Annotated in this window: 31 protein-coding genes; 19 read left to right on the top strand and 12 right to left on the bottom strand. The window is 65.1% G+C overall.

What is annotated here, in order from left to right; genetic code table 11:
• The first annotated feature begins 11 nt into the window (after positions 1–11).
• From ACX0GZ_RS06390 to ACX0GZ_RS06340, 11 genes are all read left to right on the top strand, one after another.
• Entirely contained in the window at positions 12–602 is a 591-nt protein-coding gene (locus ACX0GZ_RS06390) for a flagellar basal body-associated FliL family protein (protein WP_458814537.1), read from the top strand.
• A 4-nt stretch (positions 603–606) separates the two neighbouring features.
• A complete protein-coding gene (locus ACX0GZ_RS06385) occupies positions 607–1563 on the top strand; it encodes a flagellar motor switch protein FliM (RefSeq protein ID WP_458814536.1) in 957 nt (318 codons plus the stop codon).
• Complete coding sequence (fliN, locus tag ACX0GZ_RS06380) at positions 1560–1856, top strand: flagellar motor switch protein FliN (protein ID WP_159710593.1); 297 nt, start codon at positions 1560–1562, stop codon at positions 1854–1856. Before ACX0GZ_RS06385 ends, fliN begins: the two co-directional genes overlap by 4 nt.
• Before the next feature lie 5 nt (positions 1857–1861).
• On the top strand, positions 1862–2113 hold the full coding sequence (locus ACX0GZ_RS06375; RefSeq protein ID WP_458814533.1) for a flagellar biosynthetic protein FliO: 252 nt from the start codon (positions 1862–1864) through the stop codon (positions 2111–2113).
• Between the two features lies 1 nt (position 2114).
• Positions 2115–2912, top strand: coding sequence for a flagellar type III secretion system pore protein FliP (gene fliP, locus ACX0GZ_RS06370; RefSeq protein ID WP_458814531.1), 798 nt, complete (start codon positions 2115–2117; stop codon positions 2910–2912).
• Between the two features lie 10 nt (positions 2913–2922).
• A complete protein-coding gene (gene fliQ, locus ACX0GZ_RS06365; protein WP_458814529.1) occupies positions 2923–3192 on the top strand; it encodes a flagellar biosynthesis protein FliQ in 270 nt (89 codons plus the stop codon).
• 23 nt (positions 3193–3215) lie between these two features.
• Positions 3216–3989, top strand: a complete 774-nt coding sequence (fliR, locus tag ACX0GZ_RS06360; protein ID WP_458814527.1) for a flagellar biosynthetic protein FliR — start codon at positions 3216–3218, stop codon at positions 3987–3989.
• Positions 3989–5125 carry an EscU/YscU/HrcU family type III secretion system export apparatus switch protein gene (locus ACX0GZ_RS06355; protein ID WP_458814525.1) on the top strand — a complete coding sequence of 379 codons (1137 nt, stop codon included), beginning with the start codon at positions 3989–3991 and terminating at the stop codon, positions 5123–5125. The genes fliR and ACX0GZ_RS06355 overlap by 1 nt, the downstream gene beginning before the upstream one ends.
• Before the next feature lie 159 nt (positions 5126–5284).
• Positions 5285–6703: a flagellar filament capping protein FliD gene (gene fliD, locus ACX0GZ_RS06350; protein ID WP_458814523.1), complete on the top strand. Its 1419-nt coding sequence runs from the start codon at positions 5285–5287 to the stop codon at positions 6701–6703.
• Positions 6700–7101 (top strand): flagellar export chaperone FliS, encoded by a 402-nt coding sequence (gene fliS / locus ACX0GZ_RS06345; RefSeq protein ID WP_458814521.1) that lies wholly within the window; start codon positions 6700–6702, stop codon positions 7099–7101. The genes fliD and fliS overlap by 4 nt, the downstream gene beginning before the upstream one ends.
• 88 nt (positions 7102–7189) lie before the next feature.
• Positions 7190–7723 carry an NADPH-dependent FMN reductase gene (locus ACX0GZ_RS06340; protein ID WP_458814518.1) on the top strand — a complete coding sequence of 178 codons (534 nt, stop codon included), beginning with the start codon at positions 7190–7192 and terminating at the stop codon, positions 7721–7723.
• Here ACX0GZ_RS06340 and ACX0GZ_RS06335 read toward each other — a convergent pair.
• Entirely contained in the window at positions 7686–9203 is a 1518-nt protein-coding gene (locus tag ACX0GZ_RS06335; protein WP_458815243.1) for a hypothetical protein, read from the bottom strand. The two genes, ACX0GZ_RS06340 and ACX0GZ_RS06335, sit on opposite strands and share 38 nt — an antisense overlap.
• 313 nt (positions 9204–9516) lie before the next feature.
• On the opposite strand from ACX0GZ_RS06335, the gene ACX0GZ_RS06330 reads away from it, so the two are divergent.
• Positions 9517–10401: a phosphatase PAP2 family protein gene (locus ACX0GZ_RS06330; protein ID WP_458814516.1), complete on the top strand. Its 885-nt coding sequence runs from the start codon at positions 9517–9519 to the stop codon at positions 10399–10401.
• Here ACX0GZ_RS06330 and ACX0GZ_RS06325 read toward each other — a convergent pair.
• Both ACX0GZ_RS06325 and ACX0GZ_RS06320 read right to left on the bottom strand, forming a co-directional pair.
• Entirely contained in the window at positions 10361–11932 is a 1572-nt protein-coding gene (locus ACX0GZ_RS06325) for a hypothetical protein (protein WP_458814514.1), read from the bottom strand. The two genes, ACX0GZ_RS06330 and ACX0GZ_RS06325, sit on opposite strands and share 41 nt — an antisense overlap.
• A gap of 52 nt (positions 11933–11984) precedes the next feature.
• On the bottom strand, positions 11985–13205 hold the full coding sequence (locus ACX0GZ_RS06320) for an argininosuccinate synthase (protein ID WP_458814512.1): 1221 nt from the start codon (positions 13203–13205) through the stop codon (positions 11985–11987).
• Positions 13206–13371: 166 nt separating this feature from the next.
• On the opposite strand from ACX0GZ_RS06320, the gene ACX0GZ_RS06315 reads away from it, so the two are divergent.
• Positions 13372–13791 (top strand): DUF1801 domain-containing protein, encoded by a 420-nt coding sequence (locus ACX0GZ_RS06315; RefSeq protein ID WP_458814510.1) that lies wholly within the window; start codon positions 13372–13374, stop codon positions 13789–13791.
• On the opposite strand, the gene ACX0GZ_RS06310 is transcribed toward ACX0GZ_RS06315, so the two are convergent.
• From ACX0GZ_RS06310 to ACX0GZ_RS06280, 7 genes are all read right to left on the bottom strand, one after another.
• Complete coding sequence (locus ACX0GZ_RS06310) at positions 13788–14540, bottom strand: molybdopterin-dependent oxidoreductase (RefSeq protein ID WP_458814508.1); 753 nt, start codon at positions 14538–14540, stop codon at positions 13788–13790. The genes ACX0GZ_RS06315 and ACX0GZ_RS06310 overlap by 4 nt on opposite strands.
• Complete coding sequence (locus ACX0GZ_RS06305) at positions 14537–15259, bottom strand: cytochrome b/b6 domain-containing protein (protein WP_458814506.1); 723 nt, start codon at positions 15257–15259, stop codon at positions 14537–14539. The genes ACX0GZ_RS06310 and ACX0GZ_RS06305 overlap by 4 nt, the downstream gene beginning before the upstream one ends.
• A gap of 69 nt (positions 15260–15328) precedes the next feature.
• Positions 15329–16087 (bottom strand): sulfite exporter TauE/SafE family protein, encoded by a 759-nt coding sequence (locus ACX0GZ_RS06300; RefSeq protein WP_458814504.1) that lies wholly within the window; start codon positions 16085–16087, stop codon positions 15329–15331.
• A 196-nt stretch (positions 16088–16283) separates the two neighbouring features.
• Positions 16284–17492 (bottom strand): 23S rRNA (adenine(2503)-C(2))-methyltransferase RlmN, encoded by a 1209-nt coding sequence (gene rlmN / locus ACX0GZ_RS06295; protein WP_458814502.1) that lies wholly within the window; start codon positions 17490–17492, stop codon positions 16284–16286.
• A 48-nt stretch (positions 17493–17540) separates the two neighbouring features.
• Positions 17541–17921 carry a hypothetical protein gene (locus ACX0GZ_RS06290; RefSeq protein ID WP_458814500.1) on the bottom strand — a complete coding sequence of 127 codons (381 nt, stop codon included), beginning with the start codon at positions 17919–17921 and terminating at the stop codon, positions 17541–17543.
• Complete coding sequence (locus ACX0GZ_RS06285) at positions 17918–18400, bottom strand: hypothetical protein (RefSeq protein WP_458814498.1); 483 nt, start codon at positions 18398–18400, stop codon at positions 17918–17920. The genes ACX0GZ_RS06290 and ACX0GZ_RS06285 overlap by 4 nt, the downstream gene beginning before the upstream one ends.
• Positions 18397–19041 (bottom strand): histidine phosphatase family protein, encoded by a 645-nt coding sequence (locus ACX0GZ_RS06280; RefSeq protein ID WP_458815241.1) that lies wholly within the window; start codon positions 19039–19041, stop codon positions 18397–18399. The genes ACX0GZ_RS06285 and ACX0GZ_RS06280 overlap by 4 nt, the downstream gene beginning before the upstream one ends.
• Before the next feature lie 161 nt (positions 19042–19202).
• On the opposite strand from ACX0GZ_RS06280, the gene ACX0GZ_RS06275 reads away from it, so the two are divergent.
• The 3 genes from ACX0GZ_RS06275 (at position 19203) to ACX0GZ_RS06265 (ending at position 22129) form a co-directional block, all read left to right on the top strand.
• Positions 19203–19856, top strand: a complete 654-nt coding sequence (locus ACX0GZ_RS06275) for an outer membrane protein (RefSeq protein ID WP_458814496.1) — start codon at positions 19203–19205, stop codon at positions 19854–19856.
• A 181-nt stretch (positions 19857–20037) separates the two neighbouring features.
• Positions 20038–21150 (top strand): DNA polymerase III subunit beta, encoded by a 1113-nt coding sequence (gene dnaN / locus ACX0GZ_RS06270; protein WP_458814494.1) that lies wholly within the window; start codon positions 20038–20040, stop codon positions 21148–21150.
• Positions 21151–21367: 217 nt separating this feature from the next.
• Positions 21368–22129: a Coq4 family protein gene (locus tag ACX0GZ_RS06265; RefSeq protein WP_458814492.1), complete on the top strand. Its 762-nt coding sequence runs from the start codon at positions 21368–21370 to the stop codon at positions 22127–22129.
• A 109-nt stretch (positions 22130–22238) separates the two neighbouring features.
• On the opposite strand, the gene ACX0GZ_RS06260 is transcribed toward ACX0GZ_RS06265, so the two are convergent.
• Entirely contained in the window at positions 22239–23057 is an 819-nt protein-coding gene (locus tag ACX0GZ_RS06260) for a prepilin peptidase (protein ID WP_458814490.1), read from the bottom strand.
• Complete coding sequence (locus ACX0GZ_RS06255) at positions 22988–23626, bottom strand: TlpA family protein disulfide reductase (protein WP_458814488.1); 639 nt, start codon at positions 23624–23626, stop codon at positions 22988–22990. Before ACX0GZ_RS06255 ends, ACX0GZ_RS06260 begins: the two co-directional genes overlap by 70 nt.
• Between ACX0GZ_RS06255 and argH the strand changes: the two genes are divergently transcribed.
• The 3 genes from argH to lysA are packed head-to-tail and all read left to right on the top strand — an operon-like array spanning position 23586 to position 26478.
• Entirely contained in the window at positions 23586–24959 is a 1374-nt protein-coding gene (gene argH, locus ACX0GZ_RS06250; RefSeq protein ID WP_458814486.1) for an argininosuccinate lyase, read from the top strand. The genes ACX0GZ_RS06255 and argH overlap by 41 nt on opposite strands.
• Positions 24956–25201 carry a hypothetical protein gene (locus tag ACX0GZ_RS06245; protein WP_458814484.1) on the top strand — a complete coding sequence of 82 codons (246 nt, stop codon included), beginning with the start codon at positions 24956–24958 and terminating at the stop codon, positions 25199–25201. The genes argH and ACX0GZ_RS06245 overlap by 4 nt, the downstream gene beginning before the upstream one ends.
• Positions 25201–26478: a diaminopimelate decarboxylase gene (gene lysA / locus ACX0GZ_RS06240; protein WP_458814482.1), complete on the top strand. Its 1278-nt coding sequence runs from the start codon at positions 25201–25203 to the stop codon at positions 26476–26478. The genes ACX0GZ_RS06245 and lysA overlap by 1 nt, the downstream gene beginning before the upstream one ends.
• Positions 26479–26485 lie beyond the last annotated feature (7 nt).

The following is a 26485-nucleotide window of genomic DNA, read 5'->3' as shown; positions in this document are numbered from 1 at the left end:
GGAACATTGAGATGAGCGAAGACAAAGCCGAAGCGCCCGCAAAGAAGAAGGGCAAGCTGGGCAAGCTGCTGCTGGTCGGCGGCGGGCTGCTGGTACTGATCGGCGGCGGCGTAGGCGCCGGGGTCTATGTCGGCACGTCCGGCATGTTGGGCGGCGGTGCGGCGCATGCCGCCTCCGCCAAGCCCCAGCCGCAACTGGTGCCCAAAGATCAGCAGGAACGCGCGACGATCGACGGCAAGGCGGGCGGCACCACGCCGACGCCCAAGGGTGACGGCGGCAGCCAATATGCCTCCACCTATTACGTCATGGAGCGGGAATTCACCTCGAATCTCGCCGACAGCGTCCACTTCGTCCAGATGGGTCTCGCCATCTCGACCCCCTATGACAAGACGGTGCTCGAAAATCTGAAGACGCACGAACTCGCGGTGCGCTCGGCGGTGCTGATGCAGATCGGCGAAACCCCGGAAGAGCAGGTTTTCACGACCCAGGGCAAGGAACTGCTCCAGCGCCGTCTGGTCAAGGCGATGAACGATACGCTCGAAGAAAAGGAAGGCTTTGGCGGGATTGGTAACGTTTACTTTACCACTTTCGTTGTTCAGTGAGCGCATGGTTAACGACGGATCAACCACGGAAGAGCTGACCGACCGCCGCGCACGTCCGCGCGGTCGCGAAGCCGCGCACGCCGAAGTGCTCGGCTCGGCCAAGCTCAATCCATTCGGTGATCTGCACACCCTCCAGCACCTCTCGGCCCGGCTCGCGCGCAACCTGCGCGGCGGGTTCGAACCGATTGCGCGTCAGGCCGGGCGCTGCTGGGCCGAACCGCTGTCGGTTCAACGCTTCAACGATTATCTCGCCGAACGCGGCCCCGGCCTGTCGGCATGGGCGCCGCTTCAGATGTCGCCCGGCTCGGGCCAGGCGCTGATCGTTCTCGACGGGCATTTCGTGTTCGAGCTGCTCGACCTGTTCTTCGGCGGCAATGGCGACGTGCCCTCGCCGATGCCGGGCGAATTTACGCCGGCCGCCGAAACCATCGTCCGCCGCATCTCCGCGTCGATCGCCGGCCTGCTCAAATCCTCGTGGGAACCGGTCGCGCGGCTGGCGTTCGAGCCGACCACCGTCGAGACCAACCCGGCCATGCTTCAGGGCATGGACGGCGAGGACGCGGTGATCGTCACCCGGTTCGGCATCGCCACCGGCAGCGCCCAGCCCGCCTGGGTCGATATTCTCTATCCGGTCAATGCGCTCAAACCGCACGGGCCCTCGCTCAACGCCAAGGTTCACGGCAAGACCGCCGAGCGCGATCCCGTGTGGCACACCGGCCTGACCCGTGCGGTCATGGGCGTGCGTTTCCCGGTGCGTTCGGTGCTCGCCGAGCCGCGCATCTCGCTCGGCCGCCTGCTCGAACTCAAGGAAGGCGACGTGATCCCGATCACCATCGCCCAATCGGTCGAAGTGATGGTCGCCGCCAACCGTCTGGGGACGGGTACGGTCGGCACCTCCAACGGCCGCGCCGCCATCCGCCTATCGTCGATCGAACAGATTTCACCCGAGGACTTCCAATGAACGATATGTCCAGCGCCTTCCCGGTCGACGGCGCCGTCGCCGCCAATTTCCGGCTGCTCCAGGATGTCGACGTCAAGCTGACGGTCGAGATCGGATCGACGCAATTGACGCTGCGCGAATTGCTGGCGCTGGGCGAATCGAGCGTCATCGAACTCGATCGCCACGCCAACGAACTGCTCGACGTGTTCGTCAACGGCACGCTGATCGGGCGCGGCGAAGTCGTCACCGTCGGCGAACGCTTCGGCGTGCGGATGACCGAACTGGTCAGCCCCGACAAGCGCATCGGACGTTAATTCCGATGATGTGGTCCTACATCCTCAAACTGGTCGTGCTGCTGCCGCTCGTCTGCGGCCTGCTGATCGGGTGCCTCTATCTGTGGCGCAAACTCGAATCGCGGATGCCGGGCAACACCGGCGAACGGATGCTCAAGGTGCGCGAGACGATGATGATCTCGACCGGCACCCGCCTGGCGGTGCTGGAGTTCGAGGGCAAGAAGCTGCTCGTCTCGGTCGGCCGCGGTGGCGTCACCCTGATCGACAAGAGCGAATAACATGACTCGCTTGTTCTGGATCCTTCTCGGCCTGATCGGGCTGATGCTGGTGGCCGAGCCTGCGTTCGCGCAAGCCGCGCCTTCACCGGCCCCCGTCGCGGCACCGGCCACACCCGGCACCGGCGATGCGATCGACCGCGCGCTGGGCGATCTGGGCGGCGGCGAAGCGCCTTTGAGCCTCTCGCTCCAGCTGCTCATCATCATGGGCCTGCTGACGATCCTGCCCAGCATCCTCCTCATGATGACCAGCTTCACGCGCATCATCATCGTGCTGGCGATCCTGCGCCAGGCGCTGGGCCTGCAACAGACCCCGCCCAATCAGGTGCTGATCGGCCTGTCGCTGTTCCTGAGCTTCTTCATCATGGCCCCGACCATCAATCAGATCAACACGACCGCGATCCAGCCCTATGCCGCAAACCAGATCGGCGCGACCGAGATGATCTCGCGCGGCGGCGAACAGATGCACGCCTTCATGCTCAAACAGACCCGCAAGAAGGACATCGAGATGTTCTCCGGGCTGGCCAGGACCGGTCCCTATGCGACGCCGCAGGACGTGCCCTATTCGGTGCTGCTCCCCGCCTTCATCACCAGCGAGCTGAAGACCGCGTTCCAGATCGGCTTCCTGATCTTTCTGCCCTTCATCATCATCGATCTGGTGGTCGCCACCGTCCTCATGTCCTTGGGCATGATGATGCTGTCGCCGACGATCATCTCGCTGCCGTTCAAGCTGCTCTTGTTCGTCCTGGTGGACGGCTGGGCGCTGACGATGGGCAGCCTCGCAAACAGCTTTGCGACTTAGGGAACGATTGATGGACGCAGATTATTTCCTGACCGTCGCAAGGCAGGCGCTGTGGATATTGGCGCTGGCATCGGCACCGATCCTGATCCCCGCGCTCGTCTCGGGCCTTGTGCTCGGCATGGTGCAAGCGGCGACTTCGATCAACGAACAGACGCTGTCGTTCGTGCCGAAACTGGCGATCGTCGGCGTCAGCCTCGTCATCTTCGGCGGTCTGATCCTGGGCCTGATCGGCGATTTCACGATCGAGATCTTCAACATGATCCCGGATCTGGTGCGCTAGTGATCCGGGGGATGGTCTAGGCCATGTTCGGCTTCGGCCTCGCGATCGAGCCTCAGCTCTGGACGCTGATCTATACGATGGTCCGCGTCGGCGCCGCTTTCGTCGCCGCGCCGATCTTCGGCGCGGTCGGCGTGCCGGTGCAGGTCCGCATCATTCTGTCGGGCGCGATCGGCGTGCTGGCGATGAACGTCATGCCGATCACGCCGCCGGCCGAAATCTTTGCGATCACCACCTTCCTGTCGATCGCTGCCGAAGCGCTGGTCGGGCTCGCGCTCGGCTTCGTGCTTCAAATTGCGTTCGCGGCACCCCTGATCGCGGCGGAGGCGATCGGCATGTCGATGGGCATCGGTTTCGCCGCCGCCGTCGATCCGCTCAATGGCCGCCAGACGCCTGCGCTCGGCAATTTCCTGTCGGTGCTGATGACGCTTCTGTTTCTGTCGGTCGACGGACATCTGGTGCTGGTCGATCTGGTGGTGCGCTCCTATGAGCTGCTCCCCCCCGGCGAAGCCTGGCTCGCACCCGAACGCCTGCGCAACATTGCGCTGTTCGGCGGCTATGCGTTTCTCGCCGGGCTGCTGCTCGCGCTGCCGGTGGGGTTCATGCTGCTCTGCCTGAACATCATCGTCGGGATGTTGTCGCGCTCGGCCCCTTCGCTCAACCTGTTCGCGGTCGGCCTGCCCGCCAGCCTGCTCGCGGGCGTCATCGCGCTCGTCATCGCGCTCCCGGCGATGGGCGATTACATGCTGGTCATCATCGATGAAGTGCTGACCGCCACACGTGTTCTGGTGCTCGACTGATGTCGGAGACGCCCGGCGAAAAAACAGAAGCCCCAACGCCCAAGCGGCTGGAAAAGTCGCGGGACGAGGGACAGATCCTCAAATCCCGCGAGTTCGCCGCCGCGCTCATCATCCTGATCGGCTGTGGCTGGCTGGTGATGATGGGGCCGGCGCTGATGGGTGCGATCCAGGAAGTGATGATCACCTCCTTCTCTTTCGGGCGCGGCGATGTCGAGGATTTCCAGCCGTTTCGCCCGCTCGCCGAAGCGGGTTCCCGGATGCTGCCGTCGCTCGGCGCGCTGCTGGCGCTCAGCTTTGTTGGTGCGATCATCAGCCAGGCGGGTCTGGGCGCGCTGCGATTCAATGCGAAACTGTGGAAACCCAAGGGCTCGCGCGTCAATCCGGGCTCCGGCCTCAAACGCATGTTCGGTTCGCATGGCTGGATCGAACTCGGCAAATCGTTGCTCAAGGCGGTGCTGCTGCTCGCGATCGGCGCGTGGATTTTGTGGGACGCGGCACCCCAGATGCTCAGCCTGGTCCGCTCCGACATCGGTCGCGCGGTGGGTGAACTCAGCAAGACCTTCTATTTCCTGGTGTTCACGATGGCGGGCGGCCTGTTGCTGATCGCGCTGATCGACGTGCCGGTGCAGCTGGTTCAGCTGCTCAAGAAACTGCGCATGTCCAAGCAGGAAGTGAAGGACGAGCACAAGCAGACCGAGGGCTCGCCCGAACTCAAGGCCGCGATGCGTCAGCGCCAGCATCAGATGGCCAAGCGCAATTTCCGTACCGCAGTGGGCGAGGCGCATGTCGTCCTGACCAACCCGACCCATTTCGCGGTGGCGCTCCGATACGATCAGGGCCGGGATCAGGTGCCGGTGGTGGTCGCCAAGGGGCGCGGCGAAATCGCGCTCGCGATCCGCGAACTGGCGAACGAACTGGCGGTGCCGACCCTCGAATATCCGACGCTTGCCCGCGCCGTCTATTACACCAGCCGCGAAGGGCAGGAGGTCCGCGACGATCTTTACATGGCGATCGCGACCGTTCTCGCCTTCGTGTTCGGGGTCAACGTCGCGGCGGGCGGTCGCCAGCCCGACATCCTGGTGCCGGAGGGGGCGCGGTTCGACGAAAACGGCCTTCCCACGCCTGGAAAGGCATAGTCACAATGACATCCTCCCATTCCGTTTGTTTCGAGCGAAGTCGAGAAACGTGAACCGAGCGCTTGCTAAGCGTTTCTCGACTTCGCTCGAAACAAACGGAGGTGAAGGACTTAAAGTTTTGCCGGTTTCGGTCGTTCTACCAGACCAAAGGGGTAACGCATGACCGTCGAGTCGATCGCCAAGACGCTGGGCACCGGGTCCGGCATCGATATTTCCGCACTGGTCACCAGCCTGGTCGATGCGAGCTTCGCCAACAAGACCGCGCAGTTCGAGCGCAAGTCCGAAACGCTGACGGCCCAGATTTCGGGGATCGCCACACTGAAAAGCGCGATCACCGGATTCTCCTCCGCGCTGACCTCGATCGCGCGATCGGGCCAGATTTCGACCCAGCCGACCAGCAGCAACCCGTCGATTCTGGGCGTGGCGCTGCTCAGCGGTGCGACGGCCCCGACCAGCGCGACCTCATTGGAAGTGCGCCAGATCGCGCAGGGTCAGGTTGCGCACAGCGGCTTGATCGCCGACCGCACCGCACCGGTGGGCCAGGGCACGCTGACCATCAGCTTTGGCACCGCAACGATCGAAAACGGCGCGATGACGGGCTTTGCCGCAGGCGGCGGCACGCCGTTCGACGTAACGATCGACGCCAGCAATTCCAGCCTCGATGGCATCGCCGCCGCGATCAACGCCAAAAAGAGCGGCGTCACCGCCAGCATCCTGTCCGACGTCAACGGCGCACGGCTGGTGCTGAAGGGACCGACCGGCCAGGCGCTGGCGTTCGAGATGACCGTGGCGGAGGATGGCGCGGCTCCCGGCCTGTCGCAACTCGCGGTCGGGCGCGGCGCCACCGGCACGACCATCGGCACGACGGCGCGCGACGCGATCGTCGCGATCGACGGCATTCCGGTGCAGCGCGCCTCCAATTCGATTTCGAACCTGATCCCCGGCCTGCGCCTCGACCTCGTCTCCGCTGCGGTCGGGACCAACGTCGTCATCGGGGCGACGCCGCCCACCGAAGGGCTGCGCACGGTGGTCGAGGATTTCGTCGCGACCTTCAACGACCTGTCGACGATGCTGCGCGAACAGACCGATCCGCTGACCGGCGCCTTGTCGCGCGATCCGGCGGCGGCGGCGATGAAGCGCTCGCTCGCCGGGATTACCCTGGCTCAGGTCGATACCGGCGGCGCGCCTGGCGCCCCCACATCCTTGGCGGCGATCGGCGTTGCGACCAATCGCGACGGAACGCTGCGCGTCGATGCCGCCGTGCTCGGCAGGGCTCTGGCCGAACATCCGGCGGCGGTCGAAAAACTGTTCGCCGCCGCGACCGGGATTCCGGCTAAGCTCAATGAAATCCAGCGCGCTGTGGTCGATACGAAGAGCGGCCTCGGCGCGTCCGAAACCCGCTACACCAAGCAAAAGCGCGACCTGTCCGACCAGCAGATGAAGGCGCTGGAACAGGCCGAAGCGATGCGCGCCCGCATGACCCAGCAATTCGCCAGCATGGATGCCAAGGTCGCGGCGTATAAATCGACGCAGAGCTTCCTCGAACAGCAGGTCGAAGTCTGGAATTCGCAGCGGTGAGCCGGTACGCCACGGCGCTCGCCGCCGATCCCTATCAGACCTATCGTCAGATCGACCTGGCGGGAAAGACCGCGACGACCGAGCCGCACAAGCTGGTCGGTCTGCTTTACGACGAACTCATTCGCGCGCTGCGAACCGCCGCCATCGCCACCGAACAGGGCAATCATGCGCTGAAAAGCGAGCGCGTGACGAAGGCGACGGCGATCCTGTTCGCGCTCGAATCGGGGCTGGACTTCGCCGCGGGGGGCGATGTCGCGGTCACGCTGGCGACGCTCTATCGCGGGGTCCGGTCGCGGGTGGTGGATGCGGCGATCGGCCGCGACCCGGCGCCGTTCCGCGAAAGCGCCGACATGCTCGCCGAAATTGCGGAAGCATGGGCGTCGGTGGGGTTGGCCTGATTTAGAGCAGACGATCCTCCCCATTCGGTTACAGCCATTCCGCCTCTCCGCTGGTCTCTCCGCCCGCTTTGCGCTAGCGCGTGGCGCGATGACCCAGCCCCACATCGTCGCGATCGGCGGCACGCTTTCCCCGACTTCCTCGACCGCCCGCGCGTTACAGAGCGTGCTTGATGCGGCGGTCGAACGCGGCGCGCGCACCACGCTGTTGACCGGCGACGCCATCGCCTTCCCCCATTACGAACCCGAAATCGCGCGCGCCGATGCCAAGGTTGCGGCGTTCCTCGACACGCTGCGGTCCGCCGACGCGCTGGTGATCGGGTCGCCCGGCTATCACGGGACGCTGTCGGGCATGGTCAAGACGATGCTCGATCATGTCGAGCTGACGCGCGGCGATGCGCGCACCTATTTCGACGGGATGCCGGTCGGGCTGGTCGCGGTCGCGGGCGGGTGGCAGGCGGCGATGTCGACGCTCGGCACGCTGCGCACCGTCACCCACGCGCTGCGCGGCTGGCCGACACCGCTCGGCATCGCGGTCAACAGCGCCGATGCGGCATGCATCGACGCGCTGCCCGGTCAGGCGGCGATCATGGTCGATCAGCTGATGGGGTTTCTGAAACGCTGATCGGCGTGCGATCGTCGATCCGGTAGAGCACGCTCGTCCCGCCCTGCCACACCGCGGTCATACCGCGCGTCAACGCCGGGTCGTAACGCGGCGGATCGATCAGCCAGACATAATCGAACGCATGGCGCGGGGTCAGTTCGAGCGCCCGATTGATCGGTCGCCAATATTCGCCGCGGCACTTGTCCTGCGTCACGATCTGCGACGGGTCGTGGCTGAACCCCTTGGCAATGGCATAGCGGGTGGTCAGCAGCTGGCCGCCCAGCATCGACCACTGGTCGTTGCTATAGGCATAGTTGCGAACCAGCCCGATCCCCGGAATATGATGCAGTCGGCTGGTATACCATTGGTTACGGCAGGGCATGCCGACGAAACTGACGACCCGCGCGCCGACCGGCAGCACCTCGAGCGCCTTCAGCTCCTTCTCGTAGGACCGGTCGTAGAGCAGGAAGCTCCAGGTCGTCGCGCCCGTCCGAAGCAAGAAGAAAGAGAGCCCGGCGAGAGCGATCATCCCCGCATGGCGCATCGACAGCCCTGCCTTGGGGCGTAGCGAAAGCAGCGCGAACGCGAACAGATAGGGCGCAAGCCGCATATCGGCATAGGCCGATCCGAACACGATGCGCGGCAGCAGGATATAGACCGCGATCAGGAACAGCGTGGAGATCGCCAGATTGCGCGAATATTCGATTGCCGGATCGCGCACCCCCTTCATCAGCACCAGCCAGAGGACGGCGACCGAGGCGAGGTCGAACAGCTCCCACCGGTCGCGCAGCACCATCAGCAGCCACATCACCTTGGCGCGCAGGTTGAACCAGTCGGCGGTCTGGCCCGACGAATGGCCGGTGCGCCACAGGACCATCAGCAGCGCGGGCGGGGCGAGCACCAGGCAATGCACGCCCGCGCGTATCCACGCCATGATCCAGTTTTCGCCGCGATCGTGCTGGCGGATCAGTTCGGCCGAAAAGGCGAGCACGCCCAGCGTCCCCCAGCCGAACGTATGCGTGATCCAGATCACGAACGCGATCGGCACCATGACGATGGCGCGGAGCCTGATCCGCCCCAGCCGAGCCAGCCACAGCCACAGCGCGAAGGCATTGAGCGCCAGCGCCATCGACAGCGCGAAATTCACGAAGCCGAAGTGGAAGGGATAGGCATAGACGAGCGGCAGCGCGAACAGCGCCGTCGGCGGAATCCGCCCATGCACTTCGCGCGCGATCCAGAGCAGCCCGATCGCGGTCAGCGGCGGGATGGCGAGCACGATCAGCTTGGTCGCCAGTTCGACGCCGAACAGTGGCTCCAGCGCGACGATCAGCAGATCGACGCCCAGATTGCCGATCAACTGCCATTCGAAGGTGAACCAGTCACCCAGCCACGGCACATCGTCCAGCGACTGCTGAACCCGGAACCGACCCATGTGACCGGGCAGATCGACCAGCGGCGCGATCTGGGGCCAGATCAGCGGCACCGCCGCGACGAACGCCATCGCCGCCACGAACCAGCGTGTCTCCCACCAGTGAAGCGGTCTAAGCCCTTCGCCGTCCAACGGTCGCCCCTATCCACTCGCCGAGGCGTGATGCGATAGAGGTCGATGCGCACATCGCGCAAGAGCAGACCTGCGACGATTCCCGAGCACAAATCCAACAGCGGCCTGCGTTTAACCCGAACTTAGGCGGCAAGGACTAATCTGCTCCCCATCGCGAGAGGCGGACATGGCGAGCATGAACAGACGGATAGTGTGTCGGTTGGGGGGTGGGGTAACCCTTGATGACGCTGTGCCTGCGCGGGAGTTTTCGCGATTGAAACTTCAGCGCACCCGCGCGTGGATTGCGTCATTCGTTTCTCTTGGCATGGCTATCGTAGCTCCGCTCTTGACCGGTTTTCATGTCGATTATCCGAGCTTTCTGCCTCTTCTGGTGGTACCCTTCGCCCTTCTGCCTGTCGGCGTCTACCTGTACCGCCGGGGCTTGTCCGACCTGCTAGGCGCTGTCGAGGGGCTGGCGCTGATCATCGTGCTTGCCGTGCCCATCCTTATTCTCTCCTACGCCGCGATGCGCCTCAACCTGCCACTCGCGGACGCGCTGCTAGCGGGGTGGGACCGCGAGTTTGGTTTGAGCGCCATGACGGCTGTGAGAATCGCGGGCCGTTCGGAATGGCTCGCGACACTGCTCGGCCTGAGCTATTCCAGCTTCAGCCTGCAATTGCTGGCGATCCCGCCGCTCCTGATGCTCGCTGGACAAACTGCGCGCGGTTACTGGTTTGTCGAGGCGTTTGTGATCGGATGCCTCGTCTCGATCGGAATATCAGCCTTTTTCCCGGCGTTGGGAAGTTATGTCCACTTCGCGCTCACCGCCGAAACGACCGGCGCCATAAATCCTTTTTTCGGCTATCACTTCCTTTCCAGTTTTGACTCGGTGCGAACCGATCCGGATTTCGTTCTGTCACTCGGCGCGGCGTCGGGCATTGTCACCTTCCCTTCGATCCACGCTGCAACGGCCGTATTATGCAGTTACGCGGTCTGGTCGGCGCGCGTGCTTCGTATCCCGTTTCTGGTGTTGAACGTGGCGATGTTTGCGTCGGCAATCACGCATGGTGCGCATTATTTTGTCGATGTGGTGGCCGGTGGACTGGTCGCGTTGCTGGTTATTCGGCTCCGCGGTCCGGCGGCGACGCACACGACATGAAATAATCGATGGTTTCTCCGTTCGGCCCCTGAGGGTTCAGCCATGCGCGGATGCCTTCGCCATTGCGGTGATAGGGCGCGGCCAGCACATGATGGTCTGTCTGTAGCAGCAATTGGGGTCCGAGATCGATCGGTGCCAGCACGGTTGCGGGCGGAAGTACGCGCAGCGCGGTGATCGCCGGTTGCGAATTGCACCGCTGCGCTACGGGCGCTTCGGTGGTGGCAATCGCCTTACCCGCCAAAGGATAGCTGATGCCGATCGAAACCAGCCAGGCAAGCGGCGCCCAGCCCTGTCGTCCGGCGCGAATCTCGGCCACCAGCGGCGCCAGCACTGCCGGGGCAAGGGCTGCCGCGACATGGATCGCGCGCGCCTGAAGCATGGCCAGCGCAACCGATCCGAAGATGATCGCCATCACCAAACCCCAATCGCCATCGCGCCGCTGCGCCGTTCGTGCGATCGCAGCGACCAGCGCGACCAACGAAAGCCCGGCCATGCCGATCCATTCGCCCGGCGTCAGCGCCATCAGCCCGCGCGCTTCCTGCACATGCGCCATCCAGCCCGACCGGACCAACGGATCGACCGCCGCATAGGGATCCGCAACACATGCGGGTGCGAGCAGCGCGATCGCGCCCAGCGTCACCATGCCCGTCAAGCAGGCCGCAACGGCGCGTCCTCGCCGCTCAAGCCCAAGCGGGAGGTGCGCCAGCACCGCCATCGCCGCCGCGCCGCACATCGCGGCAATCGCCGCCTGGCGCGTAAAGGCATCGCAAGCCGGGTAAATCCAGTTGGTCGGGGCCAGGATCGCCATGACCGCCAATCCGGCAAACAGCCCGATCGCCAGCCCCGACAATCGCTCGCGCGCGCCATCGTCGATCCACCGCGCACACGCATAGCCGCACAGGGTCGCCAGCGACGCGACCAGTTCCACCCCGATCGCCAGGCTCGCCGCGATCGCGACACCCACCGTCACGCCCGCAGAGCGCGTCGCCGTGCCGACCATGTGGCGAACGGCGACCAGCAGCAGCACCAGTTGCAGCCCATGATGGTCGATCCGACCCGGCACGAACATCGCCGCCGCCGGAAAGGCGAGCGCGGCCAGCACGATCGCAACCCCGGTTGCCCGATCGCCGCCGAGCACGCGCGCGATCGATCCGCTCAGCAGCATGAAGGCCAGGAACAACAGGCTCGGCCACAGGATCAGCGCGGCAAGCTCTGCACCGCTCACGCCCAGGATCGGCCGCGCCGCCAGCATGATCGCCGCAGGGCCAAGGTCGCCCAGCCGCGACCAGTGCATGGGCGTGCCGTCGGCGCCGCCCAACCGATACTGGGTCAGGTCGAAAAACCCCTGCCCGCCCAGCCAGTCGCGAATCTGGACCAGCCGCATGACATCGTCGGTATCGGGCAGATTGTATGACGAGAGCGCCGCCCAGCCGGACAGGCTGCGCCCTGCCGCCAGCACCGCGCACAGTCCCACCGCCAGCCACAGGGTCGGCGCGGAAAACGTCGGGGCGGGCCGGGCGATGGGCGGCATCGCACCGGCTTAGGCGAAGATGGTTAACCAACCCTCTCCGGCGCGAACCGCGTCACGCTTGATCGCGGCGTCCCAGCAGCCGCAGCCGCAGCGCGTTGAGCTTGATGAACCCTGCCGCGTCGCGCTGGTCATAGGCGCCCTGATCGTCCTCGAAGGTCACGACCTTTTCCGAATAGAGCGTGTGGGGCGACTTGCGCCCGACGACATAGACACCGCCCTTGTAGAGCTTCAGCCGGACGGTTCCTGCGACCTTTTCCTGGCTGTGGTCGATCGCCGCCTGGAGCATTTCGCGTTCGGGCGCGAACCAGAAGCCGTTATAGATCAGCTCGGCATAACGCGGCGCCAGCTCGTCCTTCAGATGCGCCGCGCCGCGATCGAGCGTAATCTGTTCGATGCCGCGATGCGCGAGCGCGTAAATCGTCCCGCCCGGCGTTTCGTACATCCCGCGCGACTTCATCCCGACGAAGCGGTTCTCGACCAGATCGAGGCGACCGATGCCATGCTTGCGGCCGAGTTCGTTGAGTGCCGCCAGCAACGTCGCCGGGCTCATCGCCTCGCCGTTCAGCGCGATGCCGTCGCCCTTTTCGAAATCGATGGTGATGAATTCTGGCGTGTCGGGCGCGTCCTCGGGGTTCACGGTCCGCGAATAGACGTAATCGGGAACTTCATCCCAGGGATCTTCGAGCACCTTACCTTCCGACGAGGTGTGAAGCAGGTTCGCGTCGGTCGAAAAGGGCGATTCGCCGCGCTTGTCCTTGGGCACCGGAATCTGGTTTTTCTCGGCAAAGTCGATCAGCGCGGTGCGGCTGGTAAGATCCCATTCGCGCCACGGGGCGATCACCTTGATGTCGGGTGCCAGCGCATAGGCGGACAGCTCGAAGCGCACCTGGTCGTTGCCCTTGCCGGTCGCGCCGTGCGAAATCGCGTCCGCACCGACTTCGCGCGCGATCTCGATCAGGCGCTTGGAAATGAGCGGCCGCGCGATCGACGTGCCGAGCAGGTAGAGCCCTTCGTACAGCGCATTGGCGCGCATCATCGGGAACACGAAATCGCGCACGAATTCCTCGCGCAGATCGTCGATATAGATGTGTTCGGGCTTCACGCCCATCAACTCGGCCTTGGCGCGCGCGGGCTCCAGTTCCTCGCCCTGGCCCAGATCGGCGGTGAAGGTGATGACCTCGCAGTTATAATGCTGCTGGAGCCATTTCAGGATGACGCTGGTGTCGAGCCCGCCCGAATAGGCGAGGACGACCTTGTTGATCGGATCGGTCATGGCGGGGTCTCCGGGTGGCAGGGATTTGGGGCGCGCTCTATGCGTGTGCAGCGGCTGGCGCAATGGCGCGGCAGCGCTTCTCGACCTCAAGCTCTGAAAGCTTGAGGTCGAGAAACGTGTTCCGAGAGCCGCATTTGCGATATGCTCGATGGCGGGAGAGCCGCCGATGTCCGAAAACAAGACCCAGCCCACCACCGCTTCGGTCGATGCCTTCATCGCCGCCGCAGAGCCGCCACAGCGCAGTGAGGATGCCAAACTCGTCCGTGCGACGATGGAGCGCCTGTCCGGCGAACCCGCCGCGATGTGGGGGCCGTCGATCATCGGCTTCGGATCGTGCCACTATAAATATGAAAGCGGGCGCGAGGGCGACATGCCACGCATCGGCTTTTCGCCACGCAAGGCCGAACTGGTATTTTACCTGTCGGACGAATTTCCCGAACATGCCGACCTCATGGCGCGGCTCGGCAAGCACCGCACCGGCAAGTCTTGCCTCTACGTCAAACGCCTGTCGGACATCGACATGGGCGTGCTGGAACAACTGATCGCCGCCTCGCTCGCGGACATGGACCGCCGCTATCCGCGTTAGATCCCCGCATACCATTCATAATCGGCGACATCCTCCCAATAGCCGCCCTTGCCGCCATACAGGCCGTCGAGCGACGCCACCGCCTCGATCCGCTCGACAAATTTGGCGTGCTTGTAGCCAAGCTGGCGTTCCACCCGAAGGCGCACCGGCGCGCCGTAAGGCACGCCCAGCACCCGGTCGTTCATCGCCCAGGCCATGATCGTCTGGGGGTGAAACGCGTCCACCAGGTCGATCGATTCATAATAGGGCCGACCGCCCAGCGTATCGGCGCAGTGGAACACCAGATACTTGGCCGCTGGCTGCAAGCGTGCGGTGTCGAGGATCAGCGAAAGCCGCGGCCCCGTCCATTTACCGATTGCGCTCCACCCCTCGACGCAATCGTGGCGGGTGATCTGCGACCGGGCGGGCATGGCGCGGATCTGGTCCATCGACAGCGACAGCGGATTGGCGACCAAGCCGTCGACGGTAATGCGCCAATTGGCGAAATTCGCGGCGGCCTGCGCGGCATAGGCATCGCCTTCGGGTCGCCTGGTGCCGTTGGCGCGAAAGATCGGCGACATCTGGTCGGGGCGATATTCGCGCGCCAGTGCGTTGCGGTTCACCAACAGTCGCTGGAGCGCAAGGTTGGCGTCCTCACCACGGCGGAGCAATCCGCGAAACCCTTCGCTGTCGTTCAGCCGGTCGCAGCCCGTGAGCAGCCCGCCCGCGCCCACCGCCAGTCCGGCGATTACCGTGCGACGATGGATCATGGCTTGTCCTCTTGTCGGTGATGGCCGGGCACACTCCACCAGCCGGTAATCATCGAGCGCAGCTCGTTCCACACCCCCGCCAGGATGACGAGCGCCAGATGCACGACAATGAATCCGGCGAGCAGCATCGCGACGATGAAATGGATGGAGCGCGCCGATTGCCGCCCGCCGAACAGGTCGAGCAGCCACGGCCACGCCGCGTTCATTCCCGGCGACATGGTCAGCCCGGTCAGGATCACCAGCGGCAGCATCACGAAGATGACGAGGATGTAGCTCCATTTCTGCAAGCTGTTGTAGCGCGCCGGTTTTGCGGGATCATGGAAGCGCAGCGCCAGATGCTCGCGCACGTCGTGGGCGAGGTGCTTGGGCGACACGTCCTCGCGCGCCACGGTCAGGTCGCGTCTGAAATGACGGTTGACGAGGCTGGCGATCATGAAGACGAGCAGCGCGAACCCCAGTATCAGCGCGAAGAACAGATGCCAGCGCCGCGCGGCGGACAGGCTGTAATTGCTGGGGATGGTCAGCCATCCGGGCACGCGTCCGTCGGCAAATACCATCGACACGCTGAACCAGGGTTCGTCGAAATTGGCGCCGAACTGGCCCCAATAGAGGTGCGGGTGCGCGTTCAGGATCATCAGCCCGCTGCCCAGCAACACGATCACCGTGACGGCGTTGATCCAGTGCCAGAGCCGAGTCGCCAGCCGGTGGCGATAGATCATCGGGCGCTCCGTCCCGTCTTGCGTCGCATCGCCCATCCACGCCTCCTCCCCGCTCGATCCTAATCCCGCTCAACCATAAGCACGAACGAAAAACACGATCGTGGTGACGCCGGTGACGAGCAACGTCCAGATACGCACCGGACCCGGCGCCAGACGCTTGCCCAGATGCGCGCCACCCCATCCGCCCAGGATCGCGCCGATCAGCATCGGCACGCAGGACCGCCAGTCGACCATCGCGAAACCGATGAACACGATCGCCGCCGCCAGATTGGCGACCGCCAGCATCAGCGTGCGCGCAGCGAACATCTCGCGCGGGCCGATCCCGGCAAGCAGGCCGTAGGTGGCCGTCGTCATCAACCCCACCCCGCCGCCGAAATAGCCGCCATAGATGCCCAGCAGCGACTGGACCGCCATCAACGCCCGCCGCCCGATCGTCACCCGCTCCGCCAGCCACGCCGCCCCGCGCTTGCCGATCAGCAGGACGACGAAGGCATAGAGCACCAGCCACGGGATGATGACGTCGAACGTGTCGCTGGGGGTCACCACTAGCAGCCAGCTTCCCAGCAACCCGCCCGCAAAGGTGATCGCCGCCAGCACCGGGATCGCCACCCGCGCAATCGGGCGCAACTCGTCGCGAAACGTCCACGCGCTTGCCGCCGCGCCCGGCAACAGCGCAACATTGGAGGTCGCATTGGCGATGTTGGCGGGCAGCCCGATTGCCAACAGCGCAGGCAACGTCGCGAACGTGCCCCCACCCGCCAGCGCATTCATCACGCCCCCGGCGATCCCTGCGACCAGAGCAAGCGTGAAAGCGGCGGCATCGAGCATCGCCCATCGCTAGAGCGGATGGGCAGGCACTTGTCGAGGGGCAGCACTCCGAGCAGGGCGGCCATGCTCCTAATCGTCATTGCGAGCGAGGCGCGGCAATCCACCCTTCCGCACAGGGCTCTGGACTGCTTCGCTTCGCTCGCAATGACGGAACTGGGTCGGTCGTGGTGGCCGGTTCAAGGGCGACCGGATGTCGTTAACCCAGCGCCGCCTGTTTTTCCTCGGCCAGCCGGTCGAGTTCCGCCCGCGTCTTCTTCTCCGCCGCGGTTTTCAACTGTCCGCACGCCGCATCGATGTCGCGCCCGCGCGGGGTGCGAGTGGGAGCGGAGATTCCCGATTCGAAGATGATCTTGGAAAACGCCTTGATCCGCGCCGGCTCCGAACATTCATAGGGCGCGCCCGGCCAAGGATTGAACGGGATCAGGTTGACCTTGGCGGGCAAGTCATAGTGCCGCAGCAACCGCACCAGTTCGCGCGCGTCGTCGTCGCTGTCATTCTTGTCCTTCAGCATCACATATTCGAACGTGATCCGCCGGGCGTTGTTCGCACCGGGATAATCGGCGCATGCCTGAAGCAGTTCCTCGATCCCGTATTTGCGGTTGAGCGGCACGATTTCGTCGCGCACTTCCTTGGTCACTGCGTGTAGCGACACCGCCAGATTCACGCCGATCTCCGCGCCCGCGCGTGCCATCATCGGCACCACGCCACTGGTCGACAGCGTGATGCGGCGCTTGGACAGGGCAATGCCGTCACCGTCCATGACGATCTTCAACCCGTCGCGCACCGAATCGAAATTATAGAGCGGCTCGCCCATCCCCATCATCACGATGTTGGTCAGCATCCGCCCGTCGGGCTGGCTCGGCCATTCGCCCAGTGCATCGCGCGCCAGCATGACCTGACCGACGATCTCGCCCGGCGTCAGGTTGCGGACCAGCCGCATCGTTCCGGTGTGGCAGAAACGGCAATTGAGCGTGCAGCCGACCTGGCTCGAAACGCACAAAGTCCCCCGATCGGCGTCGGGGATGAACACCATCTCGTAATCCTGGCCGTCGTCCGACCGCAGCAGCCATTTGCGCGTACCGTCGGTCGACACCTGCGCCTCGACCACCTCGGGCCGCGAAATCACGAAGCGCTGCTCCAGCCAGGGCTGCATCGTCTTCGAAATGTCGGTCATCTTCGAAAATTCGGTGACGCCGCGATTATAGATCCAGTGCCACAATTGCTTGGCGCGCAGCTTCGCCTGCTTGGGGTCGAGCTGCGACGTCTCCAGCGCCATGCGCAAGTCCATCTTGGACAGGCCGAGCAGATCGATTCGCCCGTCGCTGCGCGGCACCAAGGCACGCGGCACGGGCACGGGATCGATATGCCCCGGAATGGACATGGGAACGACGGAAGCTGTCTGCATGGCGCGCGATATAGGGGAAAAGCTGCCCGAACGCTAGGTTGCGTTGGATCAGCCTGTCCGCCGGAACAGACCGCCGATAATTCGGCCCGCCGCACGCCAGCCGGATCGCCACTGCGGTGCCGCCGTCCGCCGCATCCATCTTGCGCCCCTGACAATTGCGAGGACCGCCGGGGCGATTTCCAAAAGCAATCGGACCCCAGCATAACCAAGCCAGCATGGAACCGAAATAATGAAGAGCACGAGCAACGCCCGGTCGAAAATATAGGCGGTCGGGCTCTGGGGGGTTAGATGAACGTGACCCCATAACATCAGAATGAACGTGGCCACCCCGCCGATCATCGTGGGCAGCAGCACAAGATTCATCATGCCCGATGGATCGGTTCGCCGCGCCCAGCGATAACAGCGATCGGGCCAGAGCCAGAATTTCACCGCGCGCAGCCCAGCACCGCCGCGTCGATGGCGGTCGCCGCGCCACCCAGCGCATAGGTGTCGGCGAAGGGGCGGCCGTTTGCGCCGACGCTTTCCACGCTCATGCTGCGCTGGCCGCGCATCGCCGCGACGATCGCCGCGTCGGTGGCGGGGTCGGGGGCCCAGGCGTCGGTTGCGCCGGCGATCAGCGCGAAGCGGCGTTCACCGATTGACAGGGTGACGCGGGCGTCGGGGCGTTTCGCGCGGCTCAACCGGGCGTGGAATTGCGGGCGGGGGGCGCTGCCCGGCCAGATGCCGATGCTGGCGAAGGCAGGGTTGCGCTGGCCTGCGCCCGGTGGCCGTGCGATCGCAAAGCAGCGCCGGGGGCTGGCGTCGCGGAATGCGCCCCAGCTTTGGTGGACGCCGATCGTGACGCGCCCCGCGGGCCGCTCTGGCGCGGCTTGCGTCTGCAGGACGACAAGCAGCGCGACCAGGATCATGCCGGGGCGTGTCCGGTGCCGCGATGGACGATGCGCTCGACCCCGCCCTCGATCGCGACCACGGTGCCTTGGGGCAATCCGCCCGCAATCGGCGCCCGGAACTTGGGCAGCACGTCCGCGCCGGTCAGCACGCCGCGCAGCACCCGGCTCGACATGCCGTGCATGATGACCAGTCGGTCGCCGTCACGGTCGGTATCGTCGGCCCAGGCGGAAACGCGCGCGGCGATGCCATCGTAAAACTCCCCGCGCGGGGCCGGAACCGCGAAAAGTCCGGTTTCGGGGTCGATGAAATTCCCGGCCTCGGCGAAAATCTCGGCGTAATAGCGCCCTCCCCAGTCGCCCATGTCGATCTCGGTGAGCCGCTCGTCGGTTTGCGCCGCGTGCCAATCGAGTTCGAGATGCTCGGCGATCACCGCCAGGGTCTGAAGCGCGCGTCCGGTCGGCGATGCCCATAATTCGAGCGCAGGTTTCGCACCAAGCTCGGCCCGCAACGCCCGCCCCATTTCGTCGGCCTGGGCAAAGCCCGCACGCGTCAGCGGCGTATGCGGATGGGTGCCCTGCAACCGTTTGACGACGTTGAACACCGTCTCCCCGTGGCGCGCGATGATGTCGCGTCCCTTGCGTGTCGCCGCTCGATCCATCGCACCCAATGCCTTGTCGTCCACGGCCACCATTTCAAGCCCCTGTGGCCCAAAAGCAACGGAAATCCTTGTTTATCTGAGGTTCATGCAACATTCGCCGCGCCGCACCATTTAGCTCCCTCCCCGGCACGATCCGGGATTTGTAAGGAATGGAGTTTCTTATGCGTAACGCACTCATTGTCGCACTCGCCGCCTCGTCGGCCTTTGCAACGCCCGCCTTCGCCCAGGATGTGAATCCCACGTTCACCGGCGCCCGCGTCGGCGTCGTCGGCGGCTTTGACGGTCTGCGTCCCGGCACCACCGAAAGCATCGAAGGTGTGGACCAGAAGGTCGACGGCTTCCTGTATGGCGGCGAAATCGGTTATGATTTCGCGCTGAACAACGGTCTGGTGATCGGTGCCGAAGCCGAACTGAGTGGATCGACCGGCAAGGTCGAAACCAACCGCGTCAATCCGAACACCTTTGGTTTCGGTGAAGTCAGCGTTGGCCGCGACATCTATATCGGCGCGCGTGTCGGTGCGATGGTTGCGCCCACCACCATGGTCTATGCAAAGGGCGGCTACACCAATGCTCGCCTCAACCTGCTTGGCAGCGACGGCACGACCACGACCGACGAGAATTTCGAGCTGGAAGGCTGGCGCGTCGGTGCCGGTGCTGAACAGGCAATCGGTCGCAACACCTATGCGAAGCTCGAATATCGTTATTCCAACTATCGCGAAGCGGACTTTCAGTTCCGCAACGGCGCGACGACCGGCCAGTTCGACATCGATACCGATCGTCATCAGGTCGTCGCCGGCGTCGGCGTGCGTTTCTGAACGCTCTGACCGGAACGATGCCCCAGTAGCGTAGGCGGGTATCGAATCTGGATATGGGAGGGGTCGGGGCTGCTTGCCCCGGCCCTTTTTCGCGCTAAGGATAAATTCGGCGCAATGCCACCGGCCGCACATGCGAATCACGGTGGGTTTCAAAAAAGGGGCGGCGGCCCGGGGGTACATGATGAAGGCGACGATCGAACGCGCAACCCTGCTCAAGGGGCTCAGCCACGTCCAGTCGGTGGTCGAGCGGCGCAATACCATCCCCATCCTGTCGAACGTGATGATCGATGCGTCCGCCGACGGCATCATCCGCCTGATGGCGACCGACCTCGACCTCCAGATCGACGAAACCGTCGCCGCTGCCGTCGATCAGGCGGGCGCGACCACGGTTTCGGCGCACACTTTCTTCGACATCGTCCGCAAATTGCCCGAAGGCGCGCAGGTCGAACTGACCGCCGCGGAAGGCAAATTGTCGATCGTCGCGGGCCGTGCGCGGTTCGCGCTCGGCACGCTGCCGCGCGACGATTTCCCGGTCATCGCCGAGGGCGAATTGCCGACCCAGTTCGAGCTTCCGTCGGAAACGCTGAAGGCGATCATCGACAAGACGCGGTTCGCGATTTCGACCGAAGAAACCCGCTATTACCTGAACGGCATCTTCTTCCACGTCTCGGACGAAGGCACGCCGGTCCTGAAGGCGGCGGCGACCGATGGTCACCGCCTGGCGCGCGTCACCGTGCCGCGCCCCGATGGCGCCGAGGAAATGCCCAGCGTCATCGTGCCGCGCAAATGCATCGGCGAACTCCGCAAGCTGCTCGACGAGGTCGACGGGTCGGTCGGCGTGTCGCTATCGGGCTCGAAAATCCGCTTCGATCTCGGCCGCGCCATCCTGACCTCCAAACTGATCGACGGCACCTTCCCCGATTATTCGCGGGTGATTCCGACCGCCAACGACAAGATTCTGAAGATCGACCCGAAAAGCTTCATGGCCGGCGTCGATCGGGTCTCGACCATCGCCACGGAAAAGACCCGCGCGGTGAAAATGGCGCTCGACCGCGACAAGATCACGCTGTCGGTCACCAGCCCCGAAAACGGCACTGCAGCAGAGGAAGTCCCCGGCGACTATGCGAGCCAGGGCTTCGAGATCGGTTTCAACAGCAAATATCTGATGGACATATTGGGTCAGGTCGAAGGCGATCTGGTCGAAGTGCACCTGGCCGACGCCGCCGCGCCGACGCTGATCCGCGAGAACGACAAGGCACCCGCGCTCTACGTGCTGATGCCGATGCGGGTTTGATTGGCGGATAACGCCGGTCGCCCTTCACGTCTCCAGGCCCCCGCCACAAACCCGTCATCCCGGCGAAAGCCGGGATCTCAAGCCGCATCACTCCCCTGCCTGATATCCCAGCTTTCGCTGGGATGACGGTTGTGGATAGGCTGTTGCGTACCAACGCTCTTGAAATCTTAACCCTCTGCCGTCATAACTGACATCAATGTCAGTTAAGGGTTCGATGATGGCGACTCAGGCAATCGAGCAACCAATCAATCCCGCACTCCCCATGAAGCGCGATTGGGGCGCGGCATGGGCGGCGTTGCGCAAGCTGCTCGCCAATGGCGACGATACGGTGCAGGTGTTCCGCATCATGCGCGCGCTGAATGGCGACTCCGCGCAGCGCAACTATGCCAGGCTGATCCGCACCCCCGAGGGCGGCCGCATCGCCTATCGCCGCACCGAACTCGCAAGGCTTTTCTCCAATCGCGAATGGATCGACTCGCTGCCCGAAGGCTCGGTGGGCGCGCATTATCGCGCCTTCCTCGACCGCACCGGCTTTTCCGCCGATGGGCTCGCCGACATCAGCTATACCGATAACGACGGCTGGCGCGATCTGGAGCATCCCGTCAGCTGGTTTGGGCGGCGCGAGCGCGACATCCACGACATCTGGCACGTCCTGACCGGCTACACCGCCGAGGAACATCTGGGCGAGGCGTGTCTGGTCGCGTTCAGCTATGCCCAGACCGGCGGCTTGGGCTGGGCCGCGATCGGCGCAGGGGCGGCGATCAAGTCGCTGCGCGTTACCGGCGAACGGCTGTTCCTGAAGGCGGTGATCGAAGGCTATCGCCACGGCAAGCGCGCCAAATGGCTGTCGGCGGAGGATTACGAAACCCTGCTGGCCGAACCGCTTGAGGCGGCGCGCAAGCGGCTGAACATTGCCGAGCCGGTGGCGTACAAGCGCGCGCAGGCAAGGCTGCGCGAGCAGAATTTGGCGGGCATTTAAGCGAGATCGCCCTGTTCCCGCCGTCATTGCGAGCGGAGCGAAGCAATCCAGCTTTCCGTGCGCGTCGTACTGGATTGCTTCGCTCCGCTCGCAATGACGATTGCAGCCTTCAGCTCCCGCTCGCCACCATCACCGCCCAGATCGGCCACGCCGCCAGCGCCATCAACGCGCCGAACGCCACGCGGTCGGTCGCGCTGACCGCCTGACCCATCGCGCGCCGCAACAGCGCGATGCCCAGCCCCATCAGCGCCGCGCCCAGCAACACGAAAGGCAGCGGCGTCCACCCCAGCCACGCACCAATCGCCGCCAGCAATTTGGGGTCGCCGCCGCCCAGCCCCGTGCGCCCGCGCGCCAGCCGGTAGGTTGCGCCGATCAGCCACAAGGCCGCGAACCCCGCCGCCGCGCCGATCAGCGAATCGAGCGGCGCGACGCCCAGCCCCAGCGCCGCGGCGACCCACCCACCCGCAACCAGCGGCAACGTCACCCGGTCGGGCAGCCAGAAATGCCGGGCGTCGAGCGCGATGAGCAGGATCAGCGCCCATCCGAACGCCATTCCGGCCATCGCCTGTGCGGGCGGCGCGACGACCAGCGCGACTGCGCCGACGAGTGCAGCCGCAAGTTCGATCGTCGGATGGACGGGATCGATCGCCGCGCCGCACGAGCGGCATCGCCCGCGCTGGACGACATAGGACAGGATCGGAACGAGCGAGGCGAAGTGAACCGCATCGCCGCATGCGTCGCACCGCGACCGCCCCCGGCTCGCGCTCTCCCCCAGCGGCCAGCGGATCGCCAGCGTCGCGAGGTAGCTGCCGATGATCGCTCCGCCGATCGCACCGGCGAGCGGGAGCCAGAGGGGCGTCAGAAAACCTCGGCGATCAGGTCGGCGGCGGGCTTGCCGGTCCAGTCGGTATCGCCCAGCACGCGCCACACCTCGCGCCCTTCGGCGTCGTAGAGGATCGTCGTCGGCAGGTTGGCGCCATAGCCGACCGACAGCGCCATGCCAGGCTCAAGATAAGGCTGCAGGCGTTTGAACGCCGCCTTTTCAAAAAATGGCGCGACCTTTTCCGCACCGTCCAGATCCTGGCTGATGACGAGCACCTGCAAGCGCTCGCCCTCACGTTCCGCCAGCGCATCGAGCGTCGGCATCTCCGCCACGCAGGGCGCGCACCAGGTCGCCCACAAATTTACCAGCACCGGCTTGCCGCGGAAATCGGCAAGCGTCGTCTCGCTGCCATCAGGGGCGGTGAACGGCGTGTCGGGCGCGGCCTCGCCGGCATTCTCGCGGCTCACCTGACCCAGCTTGTCGGCCTCGAATCCGGGCGGCGTAGCGGCGGTTTCGGCAGCGACATTCGCGCTTGCTTGTGCGTTGTCCGCCGATTGCCTATCGCAAGCGCCGAGAATGAGTATGGCAGGCAGGAGAAGCGAGATTTCCGGGCGCAACGGCACCTCCAATAGCATGTGGGGCGGGCGCTTCGCCGAAGGCCCGTCGGCAGTCATGCGCGAGATAAATGCCTCGATCCCGTTCGACAAGCGAATGTGGCGTCAGGACATTGCCGGATCGAAAGCCCATGTCGCGATGCTGGGCAAGACCGGCATCCTGAGCGTGGAGGACGCCGCGACGATCGATGCCGGTCTGGACGCGGTCGCCGCCGATTACGAGGCGAACGGCGTTACCGAAGACCTGACGCTCGAAGACATCCATATGCAGACCGAGGCGCGGCTGGCCGACAAGATCGGCCCCGTCGCCGGTCGCCTCCACACCGCGCGCAGCCGCAACGATCAGGTCGCGACCGATTTCAGACTATGGGTGCGCGACGCCACCGACCAGACGCTGGAGGCGCTCGCTGCCTTGCAGGACGCGCTGCTGACCCGCGCGGAGGAACATGCCGACGCGGTGATGCCCGGCTTCACCCATCTGCAAAGCGCGCAGCCGGTAACGCTCGGCCATCACCTGATGGCCTATTTCGAGATGATCGACCGCGACGCCGCGCGGTTCCGCGATGCCCGCGCGCGACTGAACCTGTGCCCATTGGGGTCGGCGGCGCTGGCGGGCACCGGCTTTCCGATCGATCGCGAAATGACGGCGGCGGCGCTGGGCTTCGACGGCCCGACGCGCAATTCGCTCGACGGCGTCAGCGACCGCGACTTCGCGCTCGATTTCCTGACCGCCGCCACGCAATGTTCGCTGCACCTGTCGCGTCTGGCCGAGGAATTCGTGATCTGGGCCTCGCAGCCCTTCGGCTTCGTCGCATTGAGCGATCAATGGTCCACCGGCAGCTCGATCATGCCGCAAAAGCGCAATCCCGATGCCGCCGAGCTGGTTCGCGGCCATTCGGGGCGGATCATGGGCTGCATGACCGCGCTGATGGTGACGATGAAGGGGCTGCCGCTCGCCTATTCCAAGGACATGCAGGACGACAAGCCGCCGGTGTTCGAAGCCGCCGACCTGCTCGCGCTGTCGATCGCGGCGATGACCGGGATGGTCGAAAGCGCGACGTTCCGCACCGATCGGATGCTGGCGCTGGCCGAAAGCGGCCATGCTACCGCCACCGACCTGGCCGACTGGTTGGTCCGCGAAGCGGGCGTGCCCTTCCGCGAGGCGCATCACATCACCGGTCGGGCAGTCGCGCTGGCGGACGAACGCGGTGCGAAACTCTCCGATCTCTCGATCGACGATCTGAACGCCATCGACGATCGCATCGAGCCCGGCATTTACGACGTTTTGGCCGTGACGGCATCGGTCGCAAGCCGCATGAGTTTCGGCGGCACCGCGCCGGTGCGCGTGCGCGAAGCGACCGCGGCGGCGCGCGCCAGGGAGATTGAGGCATGAAGCCGTTATTGCTGATCGCAACCGCGCTGGCATTGACCGCCTGCGGCTCGCGCGGCGCCCTCAAGCTCGAAGAAGGCAAGACGCTGCCGCCCGCGCCCTATGGTGCGCGCGAAACCCCGACCCCCGACAAATTGCTCGAACCCGCACCCGAAACGCGTCCGGGCCGAAGCGACGAAATCCTGACCGAATCGCAGGAACGCGAGGACGATCCGTTCGATCTTCCCCCGCCGGGCGCAAACTGATGGATCATTTCAACCCAAAGGACGGCGTGCTCCATTGCGAGGACGTCCCCGTGTCCGACATCGCCGAAGGCGTCGGCACGCCCGTCTATATCTATTCGCAGGCGACGCTCGAACGGCACGCGCGCGTCTTCCGCGAGGCGCTGCAGAACGCAGGCGTTGGCGAGGGAAAACCCGTCCACATCGCCTTTGCGATCAAGTCCAACCCCAATCTGGGCGTGCTGCGCGTGCTCGCCAATTGCGGCTATGGCGCGGACGTGGTGTCGGCAGGCGAGATGAACCGCGCGCTCGCCGCCGGGGTCGCGCCCGAACACATCGTGTTTTCCGGCGTCGGCAAGGCGCGCTGGGAGCTGGAGGCCGCAATCGAAGCGGGCATCGGCCAGATCAACATCGAGCTGGAGGACGAAGGGCGCCTCCTGTCCGAACTCGCCGCGGCTCGGGGCGTGCGCGTCCCCGCTACGCTGCGCGTCAATCCCAATGTCGATGCGGGCACCCATGCCAAGATCTCGACCGGTCAGGCAGAGGCGAAATTCGGCGTCGGCATCGATGTCGCGCCCGGCATCTACGACCGGCTGGCGGCGCTTCCGGGGCTCGATATGCGCGGCGTCGCGGTGCATATCGGCAGCCAGCTCGCCAATCTGTCGCCGCTGGAGGCCGCGTTCGGACGGATCGGGCAGTTGGTCGCCGACCTGCGCGGCGCGGGGCACGCGATCACCCATGTCGATCTGGGGGGCGGGCTGGGCGTCCCCTATCGCGCGGGCGAGCAATTGCCGACGCCCGACGATTACGCCGCGATGGTCGCACGCGCGACCGCCGGGTGGGACGTCACATTGATGTTCGAGCCCGGTCGCGTGATTGCGGGCAATGCCGGCGTGCTGATGACCCGCGTGCTGTACGTCAAGCCCGGCGCGCGCGATCCTTTCGTGATCGTCGATGCGGCGATGAACGACCTCGCGCGGCCCGCGCTGTACGACGCATGGCATGATTTCCACGCAGTCGAACCTCGCGGGGGACGGATGACCGCGAACATCGTCGGCCCGGTGTGCGAAAGCGGCGACACCTTTGCCACCGGGCGCGACATCGACCGGGTGGAACAGGACGACCTCGCGATCTTCCGCACGGCGGGCGCGTACGGCGCGACGATGGCGTCGAGCTACAACAGCCGCGGGCTCGTTCCTGAAGTGCTGGTATCGGGCACACGCTGGGCCGTGGTCGCCGACCGCATCCCGTCGAACGACCTGATGGCCGCCGAACGCGTGCCCGAATGGCTGGAAGACTGATCGCGCG

The sequence above is a fragment of the Sphingomonas aestuarii genome (assembly GCF_054457155.1).
This window is presented reverse-complemented; position numbering and strand designations above follow the sequence as displayed.